Source organism: Streptomyces sp. 3211.6, from assembly GCF_003634815.1.
Taxonomy (GTDB): Bacteria; Actinomycetota; Actinomycetes; order Streptomycetales; family Streptomycetaceae; genus Streptomyces; species Streptomyces katrae_A.
This window is the reverse complement of the sequence record NZ_RBXC01000001.1, coordinates 4,088,479-4,112,177: the sequence shown is the minus strand read 5'-3', so window position 1 is coordinate 4,112,177 and position 23,699 is coordinate 4,088,479. Positions and strand designations below refer to the sequence as shown.

General features: G+C 70.9%; 24 protein-coding genes and 1 riboswitch. Of the genes, 12 read left to right on the top strand and 12 right to left on the bottom strand.

The features are described from left to right. The first annotated feature begins 157 nt into the window (after window positions 1-157). From BX286_RS18955 to BX286_RS18940, 4 genes are all read left to right on the top strand, one after another. Window positions 158-1,273, top strand: coding sequence for a LacI family DNA-binding transcriptional regulator (locus BX286_RS18955; RefSeq protein ID WP_079428690.1), 1,116 nt, complete (start codon window positions 158-160; stop codon window positions 1,271-1,273). Window positions 1,274-1,490: 217 nt separating this feature from the next. Further along, window positions 1,491-2,672: a metallophosphoesterase gene (locus tag BX286_RS18950; protein ID WP_121017688.1), complete on the top strand. Its 1,182-nt coding sequence runs from the start codon at window positions 1,491-1,493 to the stop codon at window positions 2,670-2,672. Between the two features lie 149 nt (window positions 2,673-2,821). Continuing rightward, window positions 2,822-3,652, top strand: a complete 831-nt coding sequence (locus BX286_RS18945) for a hypothetical protein (protein ID WP_079428688.1) — start codon at window positions 2,822-2,824, stop codon at window positions 3,650-3,652. Window positions 3,653-3,901: 249 nt separating this feature from the next. After that, window positions 3,902-5,026: a glycosyltransferase gene (locus tag BX286_RS18940; protein WP_079428686.1), complete on the top strand. Its 1,125-nt coding sequence runs from the start codon at window positions 3,902-3,904 to the stop codon at window positions 5,024-5,026. Window positions 5,027-5,100: 74 nt separating this feature from the next. Here the strand turns inward: BX286_RS18940 and thiC are convergent, their stop codons facing one another. Then, a complete protein-coding gene (thiC, locus tag BX286_RS18935; RefSeq protein WP_079428684.1) occupies window positions 5,101-6,888 on the bottom strand; it encodes a phosphomethylpyrimidine synthase ThiC in 1,788 nt (595 codons plus the stop codon). Next, a riboswitch (TPP riboswitch) is annotated at window positions 6,883-7,027 on the bottom strand. It overlaps the preceding gene by 6 nt. A gap of 39 nt (window positions 7,028-7,066) precedes the next feature. Between thiC and BX286_RS18930 the strand changes: the two genes are divergently transcribed. Continuing rightward, window positions 7,067-8,506 (top strand): YibE/F family protein, encoded by a 1,440-nt coding sequence (locus tag BX286_RS18930; RefSeq protein WP_079428682.1) that lies wholly within the window; start codon window positions 7,067-7,069, stop codon window positions 8,504-8,506. Between the two features lie 36 nt (window positions 8,507-8,542). Here BX286_RS18930 and BX286_RS18925 read toward each other — a convergent pair whose 3' ends face one another. The 4 genes from BX286_RS18925 to BX286_RS18910 form a co-directional block, all read right to left on the bottom strand. Next, entirely contained in the window at window positions 8,543-8,995 is a 453-nt protein-coding gene (locus BX286_RS18925; RefSeq protein ID WP_079428680.1) for an SsgA family sporulation/cell division regulator, read from the bottom strand. A 97-nt stretch (window positions 8,996-9,092) separates the two neighbouring features. Beyond that, a complete protein-coding gene (locus BX286_RS18920; RefSeq protein ID WP_260338089.1) occupies window positions 9,093-9,839 on the bottom strand; it encodes an IclR family transcriptional regulator in 747 nt (248 codons plus the stop codon). 177 nt (window positions 9,840-10,016) lie between these two features. Continuing rightward, on the bottom strand, window positions 10,017-10,235 hold the full coding sequence (locus tag BX286_RS18915) for a DUF5326 family protein (protein ID WP_079431834.1): 219 nt from the start codon (window positions 10,233-10,235) through the stop codon (window positions 10,017-10,019). A gap of 180 nt (window positions 10,236-10,415) precedes the next feature. Next, on the bottom strand, window positions 10,416-10,733 hold the full coding sequence (locus BX286_RS18910; RefSeq protein WP_100863310.1) for a cupin domain-containing protein: 318 nt from the start codon (window positions 10,731-10,733) through the stop codon (window positions 10,416-10,418). A 93-nt stretch (window positions 10,734-10,826) separates the two neighbouring features. Between BX286_RS18910 and BX286_RS18905 the strand changes: the two genes are divergently transcribed. From BX286_RS18905 to BX286_RS18890, 4 genes are all read left to right on the top strand, one after another. Next, window positions 10,827-11,207: a phage holin family protein gene (locus tag BX286_RS18905; RefSeq protein WP_079428674.1), complete on the top strand. Its 381-nt coding sequence runs from the start codon at window positions 10,827-10,829 to the stop codon at window positions 11,205-11,207. Window positions 11,208-11,209: 2 nt separating this feature from the next. Further along, a complete protein-coding gene (locus BX286_RS18900) occupies window positions 11,210-12,376 on the top strand; it encodes a cystathionine gamma-lyase (protein ID WP_260338088.1) in 1,167 nt (388 codons plus the stop codon). Window positions 12,377-12,550: 174 nt separating this feature from the next. Continuing rightward, complete coding sequence (locus BX286_RS18895) at window positions 12,551-13,459, top strand: LysR family transcriptional regulator (protein WP_079428670.1); 909 nt, start codon at window positions 12,551-12,553, stop codon at window positions 13,457-13,459. 61 nt (window positions 13,460-13,520) lie between these two features. Then, window positions 13,521-14,000 (top strand): NUDIX domain-containing protein, encoded by a 480-nt coding sequence (locus BX286_RS18890; RefSeq protein WP_079428669.1) that lies wholly within the window; start codon window positions 13,521-13,523, stop codon window positions 13,998-14,000. Window positions 14,001-14,032: 32 nt separating this feature from the next. On the opposite strand, the gene BX286_RS18885 is transcribed toward BX286_RS18890, so the two are convergent. Continuing rightward, complete coding sequence (locus BX286_RS18885; protein ID WP_121015576.1) at window positions 14,033-15,238, bottom strand: globin domain-containing protein; 1,206 nt, start codon at window positions 15,236-15,238, stop codon at window positions 14,033-14,035. A gap of 120 nt (window positions 15,239-15,358) precedes the next feature. After that, a complete protein-coding gene (locus BX286_RS18880) occupies window positions 15,359-16,009 on the bottom strand; it encodes an HAD family phosphatase (protein ID WP_121015574.1) in 651 nt (216 codons plus the stop codon). A gap of 101 nt (window positions 16,010-16,110) precedes the next feature. Here BX286_RS18880 and BX286_RS18875 point away from each other — a divergent pair, with 101 nt between their 5' ends. Together BX286_RS18875 and BX286_RS18870 are read left to right on the top strand one after the other, a co-directional pair. Then, window positions 16,111-16,998 carry a GNAT family N-acetyltransferase gene (locus BX286_RS18875; protein WP_261993465.1) on the top strand — a complete coding sequence of 296 codons (888 nt, stop codon included), beginning with the start codon at window positions 16,111-16,113 and terminating at the stop codon, window positions 16,996-16,998. A 17-nt stretch (window positions 16,999-17,015) separates the two neighbouring features. Beyond that, window positions 17,016-17,477 carry a GNAT family N-acetyltransferase gene (locus BX286_RS18870; RefSeq protein WP_100863313.1) on the top strand — a complete coding sequence of 154 codons (462 nt, stop codon included), beginning with the start codon at window positions 17,016-17,018 and terminating at the stop codon, window positions 17,475-17,477. A gap of 89 nt (window positions 17,478-17,566) precedes the next feature. Here BX286_RS18870 and BX286_RS18865 read toward each other — a convergent pair whose 3' ends face one another. Together BX286_RS18865 and dnaB are read right to left on the bottom strand one after the other, a co-directional pair. Then, on the bottom strand, window positions 17,567-18,952 hold the full coding sequence (locus tag BX286_RS18865) for a serine hydrolase (RefSeq protein WP_079428660.1): 1,386 nt from the start codon (window positions 18,950-18,952) through the stop codon (window positions 17,567-17,569). Between the two features lie 9 nt (window positions 18,953-18,961). Then, window positions 18,962-20,428, bottom strand: coding sequence for a replicative DNA helicase (dnaB, locus tag BX286_RS18860; RefSeq protein ID WP_079428658.1), 1,467 nt, complete (start codon window positions 20,426-20,428; stop codon window positions 18,962-18,964). Window positions 20,429-20,880: 452 nt separating this feature from the next. Here dnaB and BX286_RS18855 point away from each other — a divergent pair, with 452 nt between their 5' ends. Continuing rightward, window positions 20,881-22,218: an MATE family efflux transporter gene (locus BX286_RS18855; RefSeq protein WP_121015570.1), complete on the top strand. Its 1,338-nt coding sequence runs from the start codon at window positions 20,881-20,883 to the stop codon at window positions 22,216-22,218. Window positions 22,219-22,363: 145 nt separating this feature from the next. Here BX286_RS18855 and rplI read toward each other — a convergent pair whose 3' ends face one another. The 3 genes from rplI to BX286_RS18840 are packed head-to-tail and all read right to left on the bottom strand — an operon-like array spanning window position 22,364 to window position 23,690. After that, window positions 22,364-22,810: a 50S ribosomal protein L9 gene (gene rplI / locus BX286_RS18850; RefSeq protein WP_042810204.1), complete on the bottom strand. Its 447-nt coding sequence runs from the start codon at window positions 22,808-22,810 to the stop codon at window positions 22,364-22,366. Between the two features lie 18 nt (window positions 22,811-22,828). Next, window positions 22,829-23,065: a 30S ribosomal protein S18 gene (rpsR, locus tag BX286_RS18845; protein ID WP_005315025.1), complete on the bottom strand. Its 237-nt coding sequence runs from the start codon at window positions 23,063-23,065 to the stop codon at window positions 22,829-22,831. A 43-nt stretch (window positions 23,066-23,108) separates the two neighbouring features. Further along, a complete protein-coding gene (locus BX286_RS18840; RefSeq protein WP_079428654.1) occupies window positions 23,109-23,690 on the bottom strand; it encodes a single-stranded DNA-binding protein in 582 nt (193 codons plus the stop codon). Window positions 23,691-23,699 lie beyond the last annotated feature (9 nt).

Here is a 23,699-nt window from a genome sequence, read left to right as displayed (position 1 = left end):
GCTCGTACCCGCCGACAGGCCCCACCCTTGGCTCGCATCGCCAAATACCTTCAATTCCAAGGTCATTGGGGGTGGCGAACCAAGCAGAATCGTGCCTGTCAACCCGTGCATATGCACCTGAACCACCCTGCCCTCCGAGCCCTACTATCGGCTCGCCATGACAGCAGCAGGGAAGCATCACGTGAGCCGGGCCGAGACCACCCGGCGGGTCGGCGGCCGACAGGGCCGCGCCGGCATCAGGGACGTGGCCGCCGCGGCGGGTGTGTCCATCACAACCGTCTCCGACGCGCTCAATGGCAAGGGGCGGCTGCCGGACGCCACCCGCCGCCACGTCCGCGAGGTGGCCGACCGGCTGGGCTACCGGCCATCCGCCGCCGCCCGCACCCTCCGTACCGGAAAGTCGGGCCTCATCGGCCTCACCGTGACGACGTACGGGGATGAACCTTTCACCTTCACCGAATTCGCCTACTTCGCCGAGATGGCGCGGGCCGCGACCTCCGCCGCCCTCGCACGCGGCTACGCCCTCGTCATCCTCCCGGCCACCTCACGGCACGACGTCTGGTCCAACGTGGCCCTGGACGGCACCGTCGTCATCGACCCCTCGGACCACGACCCGGTGGTCAGCGAGCTCGTCCGCCAGGGCCTGCCCGTGGTCTCCGACGGCCGGCCCGCCGGGTCCCTCCCCGTCACCGCCTGGGTCGACAACGACCACGAGGCCGCCGTGCTGGGCCTGCTCGACCACCTCGCCGCCGCCGGGGCCCGCCGTATCGGGCTGCTGACCGGCACCACCACGGACACCTACACCCGGCTCTCCACGACCGCCTACCTCAGCTGGTGCGAACGCGTCGGCCAGGACCCGGTGTACGAGTCCTATCCCGCCCACGACCCCTGCGCCGGAGCCGTCGCCGCCGACCGGCTCCTGGCCCGGCCCGACCGCCCCGACGCCGTCTACGGACTCTTCGACCCGAACGGCACCGACCTCCTCGCCGCCGCCCGGCGCTACGGGCTGCGGGTCCCCGAGGACCTGCTCCTGGTCTGCTGCAGCGAGTCCACCGTCTACGCGAACACCGAGCCGCCCATCACCACCCTCTCCCTCAAGCCGCGCCGCATCGGTACCGCCGTCGTGCAATTGCTGATCGACGCGATCGAGGGGGTCGACACCGGACGTCCCGTCGAACAGGTCGTCCCGACCGAGCTGATCATCCGTACGTCCTCGCAGCGCAGAACCCCCCGGACCACCATCAGCCCCCCGCGCTCGCCGTCCCAGGACTGACCACCGGACCGCCGTATCGGCGGGGCCGGGCGGCCCCGCCGATGATTTCAACAACCCCTATATCGGGTGAAAACGGCAGGAAGGCTTGGTTCCGCCCAGGATTCACCACCCCTGGTGCGTCACAGAGCGCGAGCCGCATTCCTATGATGGGCGCACGACATCACGGACCCTCCGCCCCAGAGGTGAGCAGGGTCCGCAGATGTACGGCAGCGCGACGGTGGTGGAGGGGTCGATGACTCAGGGGGCCGGTCAGGGACCCGCGATGCGGACGGACACGCTGCGGGACTTCCGGGTGCCCGTCAACGAACCCGCGCCGTACGCCGTGTCCGCCGGCCTGCCCGGGGAGACGCCCGTGTACGGCGAGTACCCCGCGTACTACACCCCGGAGGCCGTTCCGCAGCAGCGCACGGGCGACGCCGCCCACCCGGAGTTCCCGGCCGCCGGCCCCGAGGACGACCTCGACGGCTACACCCCCACCCAGCGCGACCTGCCCGTGATCGGGCGCGGCGCGACGGGCGGGCCCGGAGACACCGTCCAGGTCCAGTACGTCCCGCAGGAGGCCCCGGGCGCCGGCCCCGGCCCCCTCTACGTCGTGGGCGACGTGCACGGCTACCTCGACGAGCTCATCCACGAGCTCCAGGCGCAGAACCTGATCGACGCCGACTGCCAGTGGTCCGCCGGCAACGCCCGGATCTGGTTCCTCGGCGACTTCACCGACCGCGGCCCCGACGGCATCGGCGTCATCGACCTCGTCATGCGGCTGTCCGCCGAGGCCGCCGCGGCCGGGGGCTACTGCAAGGCCCTGATGGGCAATCATGAGCTGCTGCTCATCGGCGCGAAGCGGTTCGGCGACACCCCCGTGAACTCCGGCGCCGGCACCGCCACCTTCCAGGCCGCCTGGCTGCTCAACGGCGGCCAGCGCGCCGACATGGAGCGCCTGGAGGACGTCCACCTCCAGTGGATGTCCCGGCTGGACGCGGCCACCCTGGCGGACGGGCACCTGCTGCTGCACTCCGACACCACCGCGTACCTGGACTACGGCGACTCCATCGAGGACGTCAACGACACCATCCACGAACTTCTCAACCGCAACGACGCCGACACCACCTGGGACCTGTTCCGGAAGTTCACCAAGCGCTTCGCCTTCCGCGACGAGGAGACGGGCCCGCAGGCCGTGCGCCGGCTGCTGGCCACCTACGGCGGCAGCCGCGTAGTCCACGGCCACAGCCCCATCCCGTACCTGCTCGGCGAGGTGGGCACCGAGGACGGCGACGAGGCACACGGGCCGGAAGCCGTCGACGGACCGCACGTGTACGCGGACGGGCTCGCCATCGCGATGGACGGCGGCGTGACAATGGCGGGCAAACTGCTGGTCCAACAACTGCCGCTGCGCGACTGAGTGTTCACCGAGCGGGGTATTTCCCGAAAGTCCCTGTCACCCCATGGCCGGGGCGCTCTACCATCGCCCTGTCCGTAGCAGGCTCTCCTCCGTTCTGCGCCGGCGCCCGGTTCTACGCGGGCAAACCGGCTCGTACGGAGCATCGGGGGATGCACATGACCAGCGGTCCGCACCTGCTCACCGAAGACCGACCCGAATTCGACCGGCTCCTCGACGAGGCGCTGCGCACGGCGGACGAACGGCCCGAGCTCGCCGCCCTCGGCGAACGGCTGAACGCCGAACAACTGCGCACCATGGCCCTGAGCGCCATCGCACTCCTGACCGCCGCCGCTGCCGCCGAGTACACCCACTACGTGAAGGTCCGGGAGGAACTGCGCGACGAGGCCCTGTCGGGCCGCGCGAACACCGACGTGGACACCGCCGAGGACGGCGACGGCCAGGGCGACGGCGGGGGCGCGGGCGTGAGTGCCGTGGTCGCCGTCCTCGCACCGGTCCTGGCGGGCGCCGCCATGCTGATCTTCCTGCTGGTGGGCTACTGCCTGAAGGCCGTCGATCCCGAACCTGCCTTCGCACGCACGATGCTGACGGCGGGTTGGCTGTTCGGCGGGCTCACCGTGGTCGCCCTGGTCTTCGCGGTGGTCTCGCTCCTCGTGGCGGCCCTCCGCAACAGCTCCACCGAGGTGGCCGCGGAGGAGAGCGTGCCGATACCCGACGATCTCGCGCGGGCCCGGGAGGCCTGGCGCAACGCGCTGCTGGAACGGGGCATCATGCCGTTCCTGCGCGACGCGCTGGCCGACCCCACCGCCGGGACGGGCTACCCGGTGCCCCGTACGCCGGGGGCTGGGCGCATCCCCCAGCTGGGATACACCCGGCCCGACTTCAGCAGCCCGTCCGACGGCGCGCCGGGAGCGCGGCCCGGCTACTCCAGCCCGGACTTCACCAGCCCGGACTTCGGCGGCCCGGAGCACCGGCCGGACTGAGGTCCGGAGCGGTCCGGTCCGGACGGGCGGCCTGGCGGTCCGCGTCGACCGCCGGGCGAGGACCGTGTCGGCGCCTCGGCTCACCCCGTGCCGCCAATCGGGCCAACTCAGACTTTCCCGGCGTGCCGCCCCCCGGCACGCTGCCCCCGCTCCCTAAAGTCCCCGACGATCCAGCCGACCCGGCCGGCCGCGAGAACGTACGGCCCACACCAGCGGACGGGACCCGTGAGACCAAAAGTCTGTCTGAACATGATCGTCAAGGACGAGGCCCCCACCATCCGGAAATGCCTCGATTCGGTACGCCCGCTGATCGACACCTGGGTGATCGTGGACACCGGCTCGACCGACGGCACCCAGGACGTCATCCGGGACTGCTTCGGGGACCTCCCCGGCACCCTCTACGAACGCCCGTGGAAGGGCTTCGACGGCAGCAGGACCGAGGCCATCGAGCTCGCCCGCGACAGTGCCGACTACCTGCTGTTCATCGACGCCGACGACGCGATGGAGGCAGAACCCGGGTTCCGGATGCCGGAGCTGACCCTCGACGCCTACCGGATCGCCCTGCACGACGGCCCGATCGTCCACTACCGGGCGGCACTCGTCTCCACCCGGCTGCCCTGGCGTTATGTCGGCGTGCTCCACGAGTACATCGACTGCGGCGGCGAGTACAGCCTCGGAACGCTCGAAGGCGTCCACATCCTCAGCATCGGCGGAGGTGCCCGGCTCCGCGAGGAAGGTCAGCGTCAGAAGTACCTGCGCGACGCGGCGGTCCTCGAACAGGGGCTGGTCAAAGAGCCCGAGAACGCCCGCTACATGTTCTACCTCGGGCAGAGCTGGCGCGACGCGGGCGAGCAGGAGAAGTCCCTCGCCGCCTACGACCGCCGGGCGGCCATGGTCGGCTTCTACGAGGAGACCTACCTCGCGCGGGTCTACGCCGCACGGGCCGCCGCGAGGCTGGGACGGCCCTCTGCCGAGGTGATGGACCGCTACCTGCGGGCCTTCGAGAGCCGCCCGTCGCGCGCCGAGGCGATCGGAGATCTGGCGGGTCTCTGCCGAGTGGAGGAGCGATGGCCACTGGCCTACATGTTCGCCAAGGAGGCCGCCCGGATCCCCTACCCGAAGGACATCCTGTTCGTGGAGTACGCCTGGCACGAGTGGCGCGCCCTCGACGAACTCGCCATCGCCGCGTACTGGGTCGGCGAGTACCGCGAGTCCCTGGAGTGCTGCGAGCGCCTGCTGAGCGAGGGGAAGCTGCCCGACGAGCACCGCGAACGCGTCGTGGGGAACCTGGACTTCGCTCGGAAGAAGCTGGGCCGGGCGGTGTTTCACGTGAAACCGGCTGTTTCACGTGAAACATCGCCGACTTCGGCCTAGTCCACGGCCCGGCGACTCAGCGGATGCGTCCCGCGCCTCCCCCAAGAGGTCGCGGGACGGCTCGTCCGGCCGGGTCAGTCCGCCAGAGGCAGGTAGACGCGGTTGCCCGAGGCGGCGAATTCGGCGGACTTCTCCGCCATCCCCGCCTCGATCTCCTCGGCCTTCAGGTCACCGCCGTGCTCACGGCGGATGTCCTGCGAGATCTTCATCGAGCAGAACTTCGGACCGCACATGGAGCAGAAGTGCGCGGTCTTGGCCGGCTCGGCCGGAAGCGTCTCGTCATGGAACTCGCGGGCCGTGTCCGGGTCGAGGGCCAGGTTGAACTGGTCCTCCCAGCGGAACTCGAACCGGGCGTCCGAGAGGGCGTCGTCCCACTCCTGGGCGCCCGGGTGGCCCTTGGCCAGGTCCGCCGCATGCGCCGCGATCTTGTACGTGATGACGCCGGTCTTCACGTCGTCGCGGTTGGGCAGGCCCAGGTGCTCCTTCGGCGTCACGTAGCAGAGCATCGCGGTGCCCCACCAGGCGATCATCGCGGCGCCGATGCCGGAGGTGATGTGGTCGTAGGCGGGCGCCACGTCCGTGGTGAGCGGGCCGAGCGTGTAGAACGGCGCCTCCTCGCAGATCTCCTGCTGAAGGTCGATGTTCTCCTTGATCTTGTGCATCGGGACGTGGCCCGGGCCCTCGATCATCGTCTGCACGTTGTGCCGCTTGGCGATCGTGTTCAGCTCGCCCAGCGTCTTCAGCTCCGCGAACTGTGCGGCGTCATTGGCGTCCGCGATGGAGCCGGGGCGCAGGCCGTCGCCCAGCGAGTACGTGACGTCGTACGCCGCGAGGATCTCGCAGAGCTCCTCGAAGTTCGTGTAGAGGAAGTTCTCCTTGTGGTGCGCCAGGCACCAGGCGGCCATGATCGAGCCGCCGCGCGAGACGATGCCGGTCTTGCGGCGGGCGGTCAGCGGCACGTACGGCAGCAGCACGCCGGCGTGGACCGTCATGTAGTCGACGCCCTGCTCGGCCTGCTCGATGACCGTGTCCTTGTAGATCTCCCAGGTCAGGTCCTCGGCCCGGCCGTCGACCTTCTCCAGCGCCTGGTAGAGCGGCACGGTGCCGATCGGGACGGGGGAGTTGCGCAGGACCCACTCGCGCGTGGTGTGGATGTTGCGGCCGGTCGAGAGGTCCATGACCGTGTCCGCGCCCCACTTGGTGGCCCAGGTCATCTTGTCGACCTCCTCCTCGATGGAGGAGGTGACAGCGGAGTTGCCGATGTTGGCGTTGACCTTCACCAGGAACCGCTTGCCGATGATCATCGGCTCGATCTCCGGGTGGTTCACGTTGGCCGGGAGCACCGCGCGGCCCGCGGCGATCTCCTCGCGGACGACCTCCGGGGAGACGTTCTCGCGGATCGCGACGTACTCCATCTCCGGGGTGATCTCCCCCCGGCGGGCGTACGCGAGCTGCGTGACGGCCTGGCCCCCGCGGCCGCGGCGCGGCAGGCGCGGGCGGCCGGGGAAGACCGCGTCGAGGTTCTTGAGGCCGCCGCGCGGCGAGGTGTGCTTGATCCCGTCGTCCTCGGGGCGCACGGGGCGGCCCGCGTACTCCTCGGTGTCGCCGCGGCCGATGATCCAGTTCTCGCGCAGCGGCGGCAGGCCGCGGCGCACGTCCGTCTCGATCTGCGGGTCGGTGTACGGACCGGACGTGTCGTAGAGCGTGACGTCCTTGCCGTTGGTGAGGTGGACCTGGCGGACCGGCACCCGGATGTCGGGGCGGGAACCCGGCAGGTATCCCTTGTGCCAGCCGGGCTGGCGCTCGGTCTGGCCGTCGGCGTTCTCGCCGACGGCAGGCGTGCGTGCATCCTGAATGGTCATGAGACCTGATCTCCCTACGCCGGCATTACCCGGTAACAGGTTCGGCGGTCGACGCAGCCTCCTCCCGTACGCAATCTCCTGCGCGTACGGTGATCAGCGCCCTCTCAGCCCGGTGCTCCGAGCTCCCGCGTTGTGCAAAGTAGCCCCCACGCTAGCGTCATCTGTGGCGTGCTGAACAGTGGGCCCCCTCATCTCTTGCGATGATCTGCCGGTGACGACCTCGCCGCCGCCCCCCAACGAGCCCACAGAGCCCCGTGGCCACACCGGTCACGAGCACGCCTCCCACGGGCATCCGGCCGGGAGCCCACCCGGGCATTCCCACGGCCACGGGCATTCCCATGGGCACGGTCCCGCCGCCCCGGTCTCCAAGCACCTGCGCCGGGTGATCTCCGCCGTACTGATCCCCTTCGCCGCCGCCGTCTTCGTCGGCCTCGTGGTGCTGTGGCCCGGGGGCGCCCCCGCCCACGAGCGGACCGGAGTGGGCTTCGACCGCCAGACGCAGCAGGGCAAGGTGGTCGCGCTCGCCGACATCGACTGCAAGTCGGTGAACGCCGCGCAGGTTCCCCCCTCCGGCAACGCCGCCGCCCCCGGGGGCGCGTCGCAAGCGGCGCCGGGCGGTGCGTGCAAGAGGGCGACCGTCGAGGTGGGCACCGGACCGGAGAAGGGCCGCGTCTTCTTCGAGATCGTCCAGCCCGGTGCGCCGCGGCAGCTCGCGAAGGGCCAGGAAGTGGTGGTCGCCTACGCGCCGGACGCGCCGCGCGACCTCCAGTACTCCGTGATCGACCTGAACCGGAAGTTCCCGATGACCCTGCTCGCGGGCATCTTCGCGGTCGCCGTGGTGGTCGTCGGCCGGATGCGCGGGCTGTTCGCACTCATCGCGCTCGTGGTCAGCTTCGGGGTGCTGACCCTGTTCATCCTCCCGGCGATCCTCCAGGGCTCCAACCCTCTGGTCGTCGCGGTCGTCGGGGCCAGCGCGATCATGCTGATCGCCCTCTACATGTGCCACGGCCTGACGGCGCGCACCTCGGTCGCCGTCCTCGGCACCCTGGTCTCCCTGCTGCTGATCGGCCTGCTGGGCTCGCTGTTCATCGACTGGGCGTTCCTGAGCGGGAACACGGACGACAACACCGGGCTGATCCACGGGCTCTACCCGGACATCGACATGAGCGGTTTGCTGCTCGCGGGCGTGATCATCGGATCGCTGGGCGTCCTCGACGACGTGACGGTCACCCAGACCTCGGCCGTCTGGGAACTCCACCAGGCGGACCCGAAGATGGGCCCGCGCGCGCTGTACCGGGCGGCCATCCGGATCGGGCGCGACCACATCGCGTCCGTAGTCAACACCCTCGTACTGGCCTACGCGGGTGCCGCGTTGCCCCTGTTGCTGCTGTTCTCCATCGCGAACAGCAGCATGGGCACCGTGGCGAACAGCGAGCTGGTGGCGGAGGAGATCGTACGCACCCTCGTGGGTTCGATCGGGCTCGTGGCCTCCGTCCCCGTCACCACGGCGCTGGCGGCGCTGGTGGTGTCCGCGGACCGGCCCGGCCCTGACGCGGCCGCTCCCGTGCCGGAAGCGCCACCGGCCCGCCGGGGCCGGGGCCGGCGGCGCAAGCGCTGAGGGCCCGGGGAACGGCCCCTGGCAGGCAGGGGGCCCTCAGCCCGCGTTCTGCTCCTTCTGCTGCTGCGCCTCGGCGAGGATCCTGCCGAGTTCTTCGTCCAGGGTCTCCTCGAAGTCGCCGAGGCTGCGCTCCTGCCCGAGCGGAACGATCCGGTCGGTCCGGTCGAGGAACGCGACGAGCGGAGCGGCGCCGGCCCGGAACCGGGCCCGGTCACCGCCGACCTGGAGGCGGATGTGGACGTCCGAGAGCTCTCCCGGTTCGGTGGGGGCGATGTGCACATCGCCGTCACCGCACGGCCCGTTGATCCCGTCGAGAAGCAGTTCCCGGCCGAACGCCCAGGTCACGGGGGCGTCTCCGGGAAGGTGGAAGGTCAGGCGTACGGCGTAGGGGTCCCGGGCGTCGTACCGGAGTTCCACCGGGATCCGGAACGCGAGCTCCTCGGAAACGAGGAAGCTCATCATGACCTCTGCCTGTACCGACTCGCGCATTGCCTACCCCGCTGTAGTGGAAGTGGCCAGGAATGATCCCCCAGGGCCCTCTTGACAAGGGTGGTGGAAGCGCCAGCAGATCACAAGGAGTGAGTTTTCAGATACTGATAGAGAAGGAGAGGGTGCTCAACAGCGCGCCTACTTCACTCCGTAGTCGATCGACTACACAGAGCAAGCGCGACTCTTGGTGAACAGGTAGAGAAATGGCCATGGTCGCGGCGGTGTCGCCGGCCGTGATCGGGATGGCCGCGCACACCGTGCCCAGGGCGTACTCCTGACGCTCGGTCACCGGCTGCATCCGCTCCAGGGAGCCGATCCGCTCCTCCAGCGCGTGCATGTCCCGCACGGTGTACGGCGTGATGCCCTCGACCGGGTGACGGTCGTAGTAGTCCCTGCGCGTCTTCTCGTCCAGCTGCCCCAGCAGGCACTGCCCGATGGCGTGCGCGTGCGCGGTGGCGCGGAAGTCGGCCCATTCCTCACAGGCCGGGTTCGCCGGGGTGTCCGAGACGCCCACGACCTCGATCTCACCCTCGCGGTAGACCGCGAAGTAGACGGGGGCCCCGACCACGTCGCGGAAGTGCGCGAGCGAGTCGAGGATCATGCTGCGACGTTTCTGCTGAAGTCCCCCGTGCCCCAGCCTGGCAGCCGCGTCGCCGAGGACGAACACCCCGCCCTCCCGGCGCAGATAGCCCTCGTGCGTCAGGGTGCGCAGCAGGTGGTACGCGGTGGGGAGCGGGAGCCCGGCCTCGCGCGCCAGCTGTTTCGCCGGGGCTCCCCCGCTATGGGAAGCCGCCGCTTCCAGTAGCCGCAGCGCCCTCTGTACCGAGCCGATCAGCGTCGGCACACCGGCATTGTGGACCGGAGACACAGCTCACCCCCAGGCGTGGCGGCGGGCCCGGGGGCCCGCCGGCGCCCAGGAACGGCACGGATTGCCAGCCTATCCACCGATTGCCACGGGATGAGGGGTTTGCCGGGGCAGGTTCGCCCACCTGGCGCAATGCCCGTACGGGCCCGGGACGGCCTACCAGTCGCTGGAGGAGCTCTTCGCCCCGCCGCCCGTGAACTTCTTGACCACGAAGATCAGGCCGCCCACGAGTGCCGCGAACAGCAGCACCTTGAAGGCGAAGCCGATCAGCGTGCCGATGATCGTGGTGATGATGCCGCCGAAGACGAAGAGCGCCAGCAGCGGAACGGCGACCCACTTGACCCACCACGGCGTGCCCGCGAACATCGCTCGGATCCCGTCCATGCCCTTACCTCTTCCTCGTCCTCGCCGGTGCCCCTGGCGGTCTCCCTGGCGTCTTCCTTGGTCTCGAGCTTAGGAGCCGGAAGGGCGGGACGGGGGCCCGTGAGCCCCCGGAACCCCCTGACCCGCCCCCTAGGGGGATCAGGGGGACGACCCTCAGTGCGCCGGGCCTGCTCAGGCCTCCGGCGGGGAGAAGACCACCAACACCTTGAGCGGCTCGGTGATGTGGTGGAACTTGTGCGCCACCCCCGCCGGGACGTAGACGACGCTGCCGTTCGCCACCGTCGTCGTCTCCTCCCCGACCGTGATCGAGGCGCGGCCGCTCACCACGAAGTACACCTCGTCCTGTCGGTGCGGCTGCTGCGGGTCGCTCTGCCCCGCGTCCAGCGAGTAGAGCCCGACCGACATGTTCCGCTCTCGCAGGAACTGCAGGTAGGCGCCGTCGTTGGCAGCTCGTTCCGCTTCGAGCTCGTCCAGCCGGAAGGCCTTCATGTCCCTTGTGCCCCTTGCCCTTGCCCAGTGGTGCCGCGAGATCCGCTGATCTGCCGATGTCCGGCCCGGATGTTCTCTGCCACGATCAGACACATGACGAATTTCGTAGTCAAGACGCTCGCCAACGCGGGGGCCCTGGCCGTCGCCATCTGGCTGCTCTCCGGAATCACCCTCGACGACGGAAGCACCCTCGGGCGCCGGGCGCTGACGCTGATCCTGGTCGCGCTCGTCTTCGGCCTGGTCAACCTCATCGTCAAGCCCGTGGTGAAGCTGCTCTCGTTCCCGCTCTTCATCCTCACCCTGGGCCTGTTCACCCTCGTGGTGAACGCCCTGATGCTGCTGCTGACCTCGTGGGTGGCCAAGCAGGTCCACCTCAGCTTCCACGTCGACGGCTTCTGGACCGCCGTCCTCGGCGGCCTGATCATCTCCGTCGTCTCCTGGGCCCTGAACCTGGCCCTGCCCGACAAGGACTAGCCGTGACCGGACACCCCGCCGAGGACGCGGCCGTGGCGGTCCCGTACGGCGACGGCACCCGGGCGGTACGCGCCGGACTGCCCGAACCCGTCAAGAACGAGCCCCCACTGCCCGGCCCCGTCTTCGCCGCCCACTTCCACCTCCCCGGCGAGGTGACGGGCCCGTACACCTACGGCCGCGACACCAACCCCACCTGGACCCTGCTGGAACGCGCGATCGGCGAACTGGAGGCGCCCGGCGGTGAGGACGTGGACACGGTGGTCTTCGCCTCCGGCATGGCCGCGGTCTCCGCCGTCCTGCTTTCACAGGCCCGCGCCGGGGACACGGTCGTCCTGCCCGACGACGGCTACCAGGCGCTGCCCCTGGTCCGGGAGCAGCTGGAGGCGTACGGGGTCCGCGTGCGCACCGCGCCCACCGGCGGGGACGCTCAGCTCACGGCCCTCGACGGGGCCCGGCTGCTGTGGATCGAGACGCCCTCCAACCCGGGGCTCGACGTGTGCGACGTACGGCGCCTGGTGGACGCCGCGCACGGCGCGGGCACCCTCGTCGCCGTCGACAACACCCTCGCCACCCCGCTCGGGCAGCGACCCCTGGAGCTGGGCGCGGACTTCTCCGTCGCCAGCGGCACCAAGGGGCTCACCGGCCACGGCGACCTGCTGCTCGGCTACGTCGCCTGCCGCGACCCCGAGCTCGCCGCCGGCGTCCGCCGCTGGCGCAAGATCGTCGGCGCCGTTCCCGGCCCGATGGAGGCCTGGCTCGCCCACCGCTCCCTGGCCACCATCCAGCTGCGGACCGAACGCCAGTGGGCCAACGCCCTCTCCGTCGCCGAGGCCCTGGCCGGCCGTCGCGAGGTGACCGGGTTGCGCTACCCGGGGCTCACCTCGGACCCCTCCCACAAAACGGCGGCCCGGCAGATGAGCGGTTTCGGGTCGGTGGTCTCCTTCACCCTCCCCGACCGCGCGCACGCGGAACGCTTCATGTCCGCCCTGCGCCTGGTCGAGGACGCCACGAGCTTCGGTGGGGTGCGTTCCACCGCCGAACGGCGCGGACGCTGGGGCGGCGACGCCGTGCCGGAGGGCTTCATCCGCTTCTCCGCCGGCGCCGAGGACCCCCGGGACCTGGTCGCGGACGTGCTCCGGGCCCTGGACCAGGCGGGTTCCGGGTCCTGAGGCCAGGGGAAGCGGTCCGAGCCTCCCCCCTGGTGGCTCGGACCGCGCCGGGTTCTCTGCCCGCAAGAACCACGTCGACAAGGCTAGTTGACTCAGCGTCAGAGTCCAATCACGGTAACGACAGGAACCTATCGGCATATTTATAGTTGAAGGCCCCCACCGAGAGGGGCCGCCATGGACCTGGCCCTGCTGCGCACGTTCGTCGCCGTCCACCGGGCCGGCTCGTTCACCCGGGCCGCCACGCTCCTCGGGCTGTCCCAGCCCGCGGTCACCTCCCAGATCCGCACCCTGGAGCGGCAGCTCGGCCGCCCCCTGTTCCACCGCCGCGCCCGCGGCGTCACCCCGACCGCCATCGGCGACGAACTGGCCCACAAGGCCGCCCCGCACCTGGACGCCCTGCTGCGGATCGCCGAGACCGAGCGGCAGAGCGCCGGAACCGTGCGCACCCTGCACCTCGCCGGACCGCCCGAGTTCCTGACCCTGCGGGTGCTCCCCGCCCTCGCGCCCCTCGTCGGCCACGGCCAGACGCTGCGCACGGTCTTCGCGGCCGACTCCGAGGAGAACCTCGCCGGGCTCGCCGCCGGCCAGCACGACCTGGTCGTCACCACCGCGCGGCCGCGGGGCGGGCCGTTCTCCGCGGGCGCCCTCTGCGACGAGGAGCAGGTGCTGGTCGCCGCGCCCTACTGGGCCGCCCTCGCCGACCCGGGCGAACTGCTCGCCAAGGGGCCCCAGGCCCTGGACGGGATCCCCGTCGTGGAGGTCCACGAGAGCCTGCCGCTGGTCACCCGCTACTGGGCCGCCGTGTTCGACGCCGTACCCGGCTCCGCCTCGGACACCGCCGCCACCGTCGTGGCACCCGACCTGCGGGCCGTGCTGGAGTGCGTCCGGGCCGGCGCCGGACTCGCCGTCCTGCCCCGCTACCTGTGCCAGGACGCCCTCGACCACGGCCAGGTCGTCGCCCTGCTGGAACCCCCCGTACCCCCGCTGCGCACCTGGTTCCTCGTCGTACGGACCGGCAGTCTCGCCCTCGCCCACCTGGCCCGCGCCCATGACCGCCTGCTGCGCGCCGCCGCGCACTGGTGAGCCCCTCGCGTTTCGGACGATGGCGCGTTTCAGAAGCCCGGCCGTGGGCCACTCTTCTCCCATGACCGAACGTCCCGTGGTCAAACGCACCGCCCGAGCGATCCTGCTCGACGGTGACGACCTGATCCTCATCAAGCGCACCAAGCCCGGCGTCGACCCGTACTGGCTCACCCCGGGCGGCGGTGTGGAACCCTCCGACGCCACCGTCGTGGACGCCCTCCACAGAGAACTCGACGAGGAACTCGGCGCCAAGATCACCGACGTGGTGCCCTGCTTCGTCGACACCGTCGAGCACATCGCCTCGGGGGGAGTGACCGGGGTCAAGGTGCAGCACTTCTTCGTCTGCCACCTCGAATCGATGGACCCCGGACGGCGGCACGGCCCCGAAGTGGACGAGCCGCAGGGCGAGTACGAGATCGTCCGCGTGCCCTTCAGCCGCGTCGGCATCGCCGCGGTCCACCTCGTCCCGCTCTCGCTGCGCCACTACCTCGACGGCAACATCGAGGGGGTGCGCGCCATGCACGCCCCCGACCTGGGCTGAGCGGCCGGGGGGCGGGCGGGCCCGCGCCGGTCTCAGCCGGCGACGCCCGCCAGCTCCTCGAGCGCGTCGTAGCGGATGCGTTCGCCCGGGATCCCGATCCGCTTGAGCGCGTCCACACCGCTGCGGATCATCGCGGGCGGCCCCGAGATGAAGGCGTCGTAGGAGCTCCAGGGCCCGTTCTCGCCGACGGCGTGCGGCAGCTGGCCCGCCATCCCCTCCCCGATCACCGGGCGTACCGACAGCCAGGGATGGGAGCGCTGCAGGCCCAGCAGGGTGTCCTTGTCGTACAGGTCGTCATCGCTGCGCGCCCCGAAGAAGACTTCCACCGGCCTGCGTTCGCCGTGCCCGGCCACGTCCTCGATCAGTGCCTTGATCGGGGCGATGCCGGTCCCCCCGCCCAGGCACAGCATCCCGTTGTCGGTGCTGTGGTCCACCACCATCGACCCGGCCGGCGGCCCCAGCCGCAGAACGTCGCCCGGGCGGGCGCGGCGCACCAGGGCGTTGGAGACCCAGCCGGCCGGCACGGCCTTGACGTGGAAGGACAGCAGCCCGTCGGCGCGCGGCGCCGAGGCGAAGGAGTAGTGCCGCCAGACGCGCGGCCACCACGGGGTCTCCAGGCTGGTGTACTGCCCGGCGAGGAACGGGTACGGCTGGTCGGGGCGGACCGTCAGAACGGCGATGTCCGAGGTGCGCAGGTCGTGGGAGACCACCTCGGCGTGCCACCAGGCCGGCGCCCGCGTCTCGTCCTCCGCCGCCGCGTCGATCATGGTCTGGGAGATGGCGGTGTACGCGCGCACCCACGCGGCTTCCGTCTCCGGGCCCCAAGTGAGCTCCGCGTACCGGGCCAGCGCCCCGATCAGCGCCTCCCCGACGGCCGGATAGTGGCCGGCCAAGGTGCCGTACTTACGGTGCCCGGTGCCGAGCCGTCGCAGGTACGGGGTGAGCACCGCCGGGTCGTCGATGTGCTCCGCGGCGGTCAGCAGCGCCTTCAGCAGGCGGTCCCGCTGGACGTCCATGGCCGCGGGGAACATCTGCCGCAGCTCGGGATGCCCCGTGAAGACCAGGGCGTAGAAGTACGAGGTGACCTTGTCGGCGACGGGAGCGACCTCGGCAAGGGTCCGGCGGATGAGGACGGCGTCCGGGGAGGGCTCGGTCGCACCGCCCCCGGAAGGTATCCGGCCCGTCGGTCTCGCCGATCTGGTGGGCGGAAGGTCCATGCGGTGCCTCGCTTCGAGCATCTCGGTCGGGTCTCACACGCCACGGCCTCGAATCCGTGGTTCCGGGTTTCATAGCGTGCCAGCCGACCGAGGGCACTGCGGGGGAATGGGGAAAAACCGCGTTTCGAACCCACGATCCCCTTAAGATGCTGCGACTCCCGGGCGCGTCTGCCCCACGAGCTGGTACGCCTCCCTCAGGTCACGGCCCTCGTAGACATGGGTGGCCCGCTCCGCGAGGTGCGGCCGCGCGTTCACCGCCACCGACCGCGGGAGGGCCGCGAAGAGCACCGCGTCCGTCATGGAGTCCCCGTACGCCACGCAGTCCGCGCGGGTCACCCCGAACCGCTCGCACAGCCGGTCCGCGACCGTCAGCTTGCCCTCGGGCGTCATGGCCCCCGTCACGTCGACGGGCCGCGTGAAGGGCACCTCGGGGAAGACCGAGCCGTGCGTGGCGTGCGCGCCCCACTCCAGCAGCAGCTCGACGAAGAACGACGGGGACAGGGAGACCACGGCGCAGTAGTCCCCGCGTTCCCGGATCTCCCGCCAGACGTCCCTGATACCGGCCAGCCACGGAGCCCCGTCGAAGGCCGCCCGGACGTGCAGGGGCGTCAGATCGGACCACAGCTCGCGTGCCGCCCGCGCGAAGTCCTGCGGGCCGATCTCGCGGGCGCCGAAAGCCCGCTCAAGCTCCGCGATCTCGTTCTCCAGACCGAGCTGACGGGAGATCTCCACCGGTGCGGCGGAGCCGTACATGAGGGTCCCGTCGAGATCGAACAGATGTAGCAGTGTCATAGCCGCCGAGGCTAGCGGCGTCATGTTTCACGTGAAACACCGACCGGCCGGATCCCGGAATCCCCTGGACGCCCCACGAGCGGATGATCCACTCTGGGCCGGTGACACCACCACTGCTCACCGATCTGCCGATCCGCGCACTGACCCCGGACGACCTCCGCCACTGCGCCGACCTGTCCCAGGACCGCGGCTGGCCCCGCGAGGACCACAAGTGGGGGCTGCTCCTCACCGCCGGCACCGGGTACGGCGTCGATGCGCCCGACGGACGGGGCCTGGCCGCGGCCTGCGTCGTGACCACGTACGGGGACACCCGGGCCAAACCGGACCTCGCCGCCATCGGGATGGTCCTCGTCGCCGACAGGTTCGCCCGCCAGGGCCTGGGTCGCCGCCTCATGCAGTACGTCTGCGACGACGTCCTCGCGGGCGTACCGCTCACCCTGCACGCCACCCCCTACGGCCGCCCGCTCTACGAGGAGCTCGGCTTCGACACCACCGGCCGGGCGGAGATGCTCCGCGGTGCCTTCCTCCCGGATCCCGAGCGGACCGGTTCCGGCACCGTCCCCGTGCGTCCGGCCACCGCCGAGGACATCACCCGGATCATCCGGCTGGACACGGAGGTGTTCGGCACCGACCGGACCCACATGATCACGCGCCTGCCCGCCTTCACGGACCGGCTGCTCGTCGCCGAGGACGGATCCGGCGCGCTCATCGGCTACGCCGCCATCTGGCCCAACATGGAGACCCATGTCATCGGCCCCCTGATCGCCCGGGACACCGCCACCGCGCAGGCGCTGGTGACGGCCCTGGCCGCGAGCACCGACCGCCCCTTGCGCACCGATGTCGACGTGCGTCACGAGGAGCTGGTGGCCTGGCTCAAGGAACGCGGTCTGGAATCCCTCGCCTTCAACGCGGTCATGACCAGGGACATCCCCGGCCTGCCCGGTGACTGGACCCGGCGCTGGGCTCCCCTCACCGTCGCCGCCGGCTGAGCAGAGGACATCCGACCATGACCGAACCTTCCGGGCTGACCATCCGTCCCGCCACGGAGGCCGATCTGCCCGCCATCGTGGCCCTGCTCGCCGACGATCCGCTGGGCGCCACCCGGGAGTCCCCGCAGGACCTGGCCCCGTACGCCACGGCGCTCAAGCGGCTGGCCGACGATCCGCATCAGCACGTCGTGGTCGCCGTGCGCGGCGAGCGCGTCGTGGGCACCCTCCAGCTGACGATCGTGCCGGGCCTGTCCCGCAGGGGCTCCACCCGCTCGATCATCGAAGGCGTCCGCGTCCACGCCGACGAGCGCGGCAGCGGACTGGGCACCCGGTTCATCGAGTGGGCCGTCGACCGCTCCCGCGAGGAGAACTGCCAACTGGTGCAGCTCACCTCGGACGTGACCCGCACCGATGCCCACCGCTTCTACGAGCGGCTCGGCTTCACCCCCTCCCACGTGGGGTTCAAGCTCCAGCTCTGAACCGGCAGGCAGGGGCCGGGCCGCTGCCGGCCGGCAGCGTCGGTCCCGGCCCGCCGGTGCGACGGCGGGCCGTCCTCGCGGCGGGGACGTCAGCCGATGCCGCGCCAGCCCTGCGGGTCCACCCCACCGGGCACCGGCGCCTGAGGGTCGTAGGGCTCGCGCGTGAAGACGAAGGAGCCCAGGTCGAGGTGGCTCACGGCGCCGTCCTCCCGTCGTACCGCCCGCAGGGTCTCGCCCGCGTAGTAGCCGGTCAGTCCCGTCCACGTGCCGTCGGACTCGGCGCGGAACCGCGCCGACCGGCCCGGTACGCCCACCGGGCCCAGTTCCAGCGACCCGTCCGACTTCAGCCTCAGCCCGTGGGGCGCGGTGCCCCAGTACCAGACGCCGCAAAGGTCCAGCGGGACCCGGTCGGCCTCCGTGAAGGGCCGCCAGGGCGTGGGAAACCTGGGTTCCGCGTCCGCCACGATCGCCAGCAGGTCGGTGGCCACCGTCGAGGCCGGCAGCCCCGAGGTGCAGTTCGACAGCACCACGGCCGCCATGTCGTCCGCCTCGCTCAGCCAGAGTCCGGCGACGAACCCGGGGAGCGAACCGCTGTGCCCGACCAGCCGGCGCCCGCGCTGCTCCGTCAGCTGGAGTCCCAGCCCGTAGCCGAGGTCGGCGAAGCCGGGCTCCGGGGGCGCCACCGAGGTGCGCATCTCCCGTACGCTCTGCGCGCTCAGCACCCGCTCGTCGCCGTGTGCCAGCAGGAGCGCGAACCGCGCCAGGTCGCGGGTCGTGGACCACAGCTGGCCGGCCGCAGCCATCAGCCCCAGGTCCTCCACCGGCTCGGGCAGCATCACGTCCGCCCAGGGGTGCACCGCCCAGCCGCCCGCGTGCGGGGCCTGCGGCTGCGCACTCGTACGGTGCAGCCCCAGCGGCTCCAGCACCTCGGCCCGCAGTACGTCCTCCCAGGGCTTTCCGCGCAGCGCTTCGACGAGCGAACCCAGCAGGGTGTAACCCGGGTTGGAGTAGTGGTGCCTGGTCCCCGGCGTGTGCTTGAACGGATCCTCGCCGAGCACGTCGGCGAGCGCGGGCCGCTGTGCGCCCGGGGTGCGCTCCCACCATTCGCCGGGCGTCTCCGCCGCCAGCCCGCCGGTGTGGGCCAGCAGCTGGGCGATGGTCACCTCGTCGGCGCCCGTCCCGGGCAGGTGCTTGCCCAGCGGGTCCGAGAGCGCCAGCAGGCCCTCGTCCCGCAGCCGCAGCACCAGGACGGCCGTGAAGGTCTTCGTGATCGACCCGACCCGGTACTGGACGTCCCCGTCGGGTCCGTGCCCCTCGACCGAGGTCCGCGATCCCTCCCAGACCACGTCCCCGCCCCGTACGACCGCGGCCACCACGGACGGGGCCCGGCCCTCGCTCTGCGCGACGGCGAGCCGGTGGTTCAGCGCCCGCCGGGTGGAGGGCAGGAGTTCCAGGTCTTCAGAGAACGCGTCCATGATCGGATGCTACGTGTTGGCCATGTCCACGAACCGCGAATAATGGCCCTGGAAAGCCACGGTGATGGTGGCCGTGGGGCCGTTTCGGTGCTTGGCGACGATGAGGTCCGCCTCGCCCGCGCGGGGGGACTCCTTCTCGTAGGCGTCCTCGCGGTGCAGCAGGATCACCATGTCGGCGTCCTGCTCGATGGAGCCGGACTCACGCAGGTCGGAGACCATCGGCTTCTTGTCGGTGCGCTGCTCGGGACCACGGTTCAGCTGGGAGAGCGCGATCACCGGTACCTCGAGCTCCTTGGCCAGCAGCTTGAGGTTTCGGGACATGTCCGAGACCTCCTGCTGGCGGCTTTCGGGGCGGCGGGAGCCGCCCGACTGCATGAGCTGGAGGTAGTCGATGACCACGAGCGAGAGGTCGTTGCGCTGCTTGAGCCGACGGCACTTGGCCCGGATCTCCATCATCGACAGGTTCGGGGAGTCGTCGATGTAGAGCGGGGCCGCAGAGACGTCGGGCATCCGGCGGGCGAGCCGGGTCCAGTCGTCGTCGGTCATGGTGCCGGAACGCATGTGGTGCAGCGCCACCCGGGCCTCCGCCGAGAGCAGGCGCATCGCGATCTCGTTGCGGCCCATTTCGAGGGAGAAGATGACGCTCGGCAGGTTGCTCTTGATGGAGCAGGCGCGGGCGAAGTCCAGCGCGAGCGTCGACTTGCCCATGGCGGGACGGGCGGCGATGACGATCATCTGGCCCGGGTGCAGGCCGTTGGTGAGGGAGTCCAGGTCGGTGAACCCGGTCGGCACGCCCGACATCTGGCCGGAGCGCGACCCGATGGCCTCGATCTCGTCGAGGGCGCCCTCCATGATGTCGCCGAGGGGCAGGTAGTCCTCGGAGGTCCGCTGCTCGGTGACGGCGTAGATCTCGGCCTGGGCGCTGTTGACGATCTCGTCCACATCGCCGTCAGCCGCGTACCCCATCTGTGTGATCTTCGTACCGGCCGCGACGAGGCGGCGCAGGACGGCCCGCTCGTGGACGATCTCCGCGTAGTACTCGGCGTTCGCCGCGGTGGGTACGGACTGCACCAGGGTGTGCAGGTACGAGGCCCCGCCGACCTTGCCGATCTCGCCGCGCCGGGTCAGCTCCGCGCCGACGGTGATGGGGTCGGCGGGCTCGCCCTTGGCGTACAGGTCGAGGATGGCCTGGTAGATCGTCTCGTGCGACGGGCGGTAGAAGTCGTGGCCCTTGAGGACCTCGACCACGTCGGCGATCGCGTCCTTGGACAGCAGCATGCCGCCCAGCACCGACTGCTCGGCGTCGAGGTCCTGCGGCGGGACGCGCTCGAAGCCGCCGCCCCCGCCGTCCCAGGAGCCGCCCTCACGGCCCCGGTCACGCTCCTCGTCCCCACCGCGGCCGCGGCCCTCCGCGCCCCGGCGCGGACGGGCGGGCAGACGGTCACTGGGGCCGCTGTCGGCCCAGGGGTCGTCCATGGGCTCGGGCATACTCACCGGGCCGCCTCCTCCCGTCCGCAACGCGGACCTTGCCGTGTCACTCTTTCTACGACACGGCTCTGACATTTGGGACACCCGGATCGGCGCTCGGCGCGGCGGGCAACGCACAACGGTAGGGCCGCGGACGACGTCAGCCAATCTTGTTATCCACAGGCTGTGTGGATGACATGTGGACGACGGACCCAATGCTGTGGGTAAGTCGCCCGAAGCTGTGCACAGACCGGGGGACGACGCTGTGGACAAAATCACCTGACCCATATCCACACCGGCACTGACCTGCGTTTTCCTCCTCCACTGGCAGCTGCGCGGAAAATTCTTGGCCACTGTCTCAAGATCGTCCGCAGCCGCGCGCCAAGAACACCCAAGTCAGCGCATAGGTAAGGATCTCCTGGCCCTTGCATCTATTACCTGTGGAAGATTAGATTGAGCCCATGACACAGGCCCCGATAGCCGAGAAGGCCACCCCGAGACGGCACGACCGGGAGATACTCGCCCTCGCCCTCCCCGCCTTCGGCGCCCTCGTCGCCGAGCCCCTCTTCCTGATGGCCGACAGCGCCATCGTGGGTCACCTCGGCACCCCGCAGCTGGCCGGCCTCGGCGTCGCCGCCGCCCTGCTCACCACCGCCGTGAGCGTGTTCGTCTTCCTCGCCTACGCCACCACCGCTGCCGTCGCCCGCCGGGTGGGCTCGGGCGACCTCCAGGCCGCCATCCGGCAGGGCATGGACGGCATCTGGCTCGCCCTCCTGCTCGGGGCGGCGGTCGTCGCCGTCGTCCTGCCCACCGCGCCCTCGCTGATCTCCCTCTTCGGCGCCTCGGACACCATCGCCCCGTACGCGGTCACCTATCTGCGCATCTCCGCGCTCGGCATCCCGGCCATGCTCGTGGTGCTGGCGGCCACCGGGGTCATCCGCGGCCTCCAGGACACCCGCACCCCGCTCTACGTGGCCATCGGAGGCTTCGCCCTCAACGGCGCCCTGAACGTGGCCCTGGTCTACGGGGCCGGGCTGGGCATCGCGGGTTCGGCCTGGGGCACGGTCGTCGCCCAGTGCGCCATGGCAGGCGCCTACCTCTGGGTGGTGGTCCGGGGCGCCCGCCGGCACGGCGCCTCACTGCGGCCCGACACGGCCGGCATACGCGCCTGCGCCCAGGCGGGCGCACCCCTGCTGGTCCGCACCCTCTCGCTGCGCGCCATCCTGATGATCGCGACCGCGGTGGCCGCCCGGCTGGGGGACACCGACATCGCCGCCCACCAGATCGCACTGTCCCTCTGGAACCTGCTCGCCTTCGCCCTGGACGCCATCGCCATCGCCGGGCAGGCCATCATCGGCCGCTACCTCGGCGCCGGAGACACCCTGGGCGCCCAGGCCGTCTGCCGCCGCATGGTGCGCTGGGGCGTCGGCTCGGGCGTGGTGCTCGGACTGCTGGTCGTCCTGGCCCGCCCGGTCTTCATCCCGCTGTTCACCGCAGACCCCGTGGTCGAGGACACCCTGCTCCCCGCACTGCTGGTCGTGGCCCTGGCCCAGCCGGTGTGTGGGGTCGTCTTCGTCCTCGACGGGGTGCTGATGGGCGCTGGGGACGGCCCCTACCTCGCCCGGGCCATGCTGCTCACCCTCGCGGTGTTCGCCCCGGCCGCCCTGCTCGTCCCCGTCGTCGGCGGTGGTCTGACGACGCTCTGGTGGGCCATGGCACTGATGATGCTGGTCCGGATGGCGACCCTCCAGCTGCGCGCCCGGTCGGGCCGGTGGCTGGTGGCCGGCGCCACCCGTTAGCCGGGGCACCAGGCCCCGGCTCCGTGTTTCACGTGAAACACGACGGGCCCCCGGACGTTTCACGTGAAACAACGCCTTCCCGGCACCGCCCGGAAACGACGAAGGGCCGCACCCCCGGAGGGGTGCGGCCCTTCATGCGCTGCCCTTAGGCGGCGACGACCTCGATGCCCACGTTCGCGGCGACCTCGGCGTGCAGACGCACGGAGACCTGGTACGAACCGAGGGTCTTGATCGGGGAGCCCAGCTCCACGCGGCGCTTGTCGACCTTCGGGCCACCGGAAGCCTCGATCGCCGTGGCGATGTCGGCCGGGGTGACGGAACCGAAGAGACGACCGGCGTCACCCGCGCGGGTGGCCAGACGGACCTTCACGCCCTCGAGCTGGGCCTTGACCTCGTTGGCCTGCTCGATGGTCGCGATCTCGTGGATCTTGCGGGCGCGGCGGATCTGCGCCACGTCCTTCTCGCCACCCTTGGTCCAGCGGATCGCGAAACCACGCGGGACCAGGTAGTTGCGAGCGTAACCGTCCTTGACGTCGACGACATCGCCGGCGGCACCGAGGCCAGAAACCTCGTGGGTCAGGATGATCTTCATTAGTCGGTCACCCTTTCCTTAGCGCGCGGTGGACGTGTAGGGCAGCAGCGCCATCTCACGGCTGTTCTTCACGGCCGTGGCGACGTCACGCTGGTGCTGCGTGCAGTTGCCGGTAACGCGGCGGGCACGGATCTTGCCGCGGTCGGAAATGAACTTCCGCAGCATGTTCGTGTCCTTGTAGTCCACGTACGCGGTCTTGTCCTTGCAGAACGCGCAGACCTTCTTCTTAGGCTTGCGCACAGGCGGCTTCGCCATTGTGTCTCTCCTGTGTGATCAAGAAGTGGGGTTACGAGCTGCCCTAGAAGGGAGGCTCGTCCGAGTAGCCACCGCCGGAGCCGCCGGAGCTTCCGCCCCAGCTGCCCCCGCCCTGCTGCTGCTGGCCGCCGGCCGGCGCGCTGGACGCCCACGGGTCGTCGGAGGGAGCTCCGCCGCCCTGGGGACCGCCGCTGGGGGCTCCCCAGCTGCCGCCGCCCTGCTGCTGACCGCCGCCGCCGTATCCACCCTGGCCACCGCGGCCCGTGGTCTTGGCGACCTTGGCCGTGGCGTTCTTCAGGCTGGGGCCGACTTCCTCGACGTCCAGCTCGTAGACCGTGCGCTTGACACCCTCACGGTCCTCGTACGACCGCTGCCTCAGCCGGCCCTGCACGATGACGCGCATGCCCCGCTGGAGGGACTCGGCGACGTTCTCGGCCGCCTGCCGCCACACCGAGCAGGTCAGGAACAGGCTCTCGCCGTCCTTCCACTCGTTGGTCTGACGGTCGAAGGTGCGGGGGGTGGACGCGACACGGAACTTCGCGACCGCCGCACCCGAGGGGGTGAAGCGCAGCTCGGGGTCGTCGACGAGATTGCCGACGACCGTGATGACGGTCTCGCCTGCCATGGATGAACC

What these genes read in the sequence shown, in the direction of transcription:
- BX286_RS18955 (WP_079428690.1), top strand. Translation starts at nt 158, where the DNA reads ATGACAGCAGCAGGGAAGCATCACGTGAGCCGGGCCGAGACCACCCGG.
- BX286_RS18945 (WP_079428688.1), top strand. Translation starts at nt 2,822, where the DNA reads ATGCACATGACCAGCGGTCCGCACCTGCTCACCGAAGACCGACCCGAA.
- BX286_RS18940 (WP_079428686.1), top strand. Translation starts at nt 3,902, where the DNA reads ATGATCGTCAAGGACGAGGCCCCCACCATCCGGAAATGCCTCGATTCG.
- thiC (WP_079428684.1), bottom strand. Translation starts at nt 6,888, where the DNA reads ATGACCATTCAGGATGCACGCACGCCTGCCGTCGGCGAGAACGCCGAC.
- BX286_RS18925 (WP_079428680.1), bottom strand. Translation starts at nt 8,995, where the DNA reads ATGCGCGAGTCGGTACAGGCAGAGGTCATGATGAGCTTCCTCGTTTCC.
- BX286_RS18910 (WP_100863310.1), bottom strand. Translation starts at nt 10,733, where the DNA reads ATGAAGGCCTTCCGGCTGGACGAGCTCGAAGCGGAACGAGCTGCCAAC.
- BX286_RS18905 (WP_079428674.1), top strand. Translation starts at nt 10,827, where the DNA reads ATGACGAATTTCGTAGTCAAGACGCTCGCCAACGCGGGGGCCCTGGCC.
- BX286_RS18895 (WP_079428670.1), top strand. Translation starts at nt 12,551, where the DNA reads ATGGACCTGGCCCTGCTGCGCACGTTCGTCGCCGTCCACCGGGCCGGC.
- BX286_RS18890 (WP_079428669.1), top strand. Translation starts at nt 13,521, where the DNA reads ATGACCGAACGTCCCGTGGTCAAACGCACCGCCCGAGCGATCCTGCTC.
- BX286_RS18885 (WP_121015576.1), bottom strand. Translation starts at nt 15,238, where the DNA reads ATGCTCGAAGCGAGGCACCGCATGGACCTTCCGCCCACCAGATCGGCG.
- BX286_RS18880 (WP_121015574.1), bottom strand. Translation starts at nt 16,009, where the DNA reads ATGACACTGCTACATCTGTTCGATCTCGACGGGACCCTCATGTACGGC.
- BX286_RS18870 (WP_100863313.1), top strand. Translation starts at nt 17,016, where the DNA reads ATGACCGAACCTTCCGGGCTGACCATCCGTCCCGCCACGGAGGCCGAT.
- BX286_RS18865 (WP_079428660.1), bottom strand. Translation starts at nt 18,952, where the DNA reads ATGGACGCGTTCTCTGAAGACCTGGAACTCCTGCCCTCCACCCGGCGG.
- dnaB (WP_079428658.1), bottom strand. Translation starts at nt 20,428, where the DNA reads ATGGACGACCCCTGGGCCGACAGCGGCCCCAGTGACCGTCTGCCCGCC.
- BX286_RS18855 (WP_121015570.1), top strand. Translation starts at nt 20,881, where the DNA reads ATGACACAGGCCCCGATAGCCGAGAAGGCCACCCCGAGACGGCACGAC.
- rplI (WP_042810204.1), bottom strand. Translation starts at nt 22,810, where the DNA reads ATGAAGATCATCCTGACCCACGAGGTTTCTGGCCTCGGTGCCGCCGGC.
- rpsR (WP_005315025.1), bottom strand. Translation starts at nt 23,065, where the DNA reads ATGGCGAAGCCGCCTGTGCGCAAGCCTAAGAAGAAGGTCTGCGCGTTC.
- BX286_RS18840 (WP_079428654.1), bottom strand. Translation starts at nt 23,690, where the DNA reads ATGGCAGGCGAGACCGTCATCACGGTCGTCGGCAATCTCGTCGACGAC.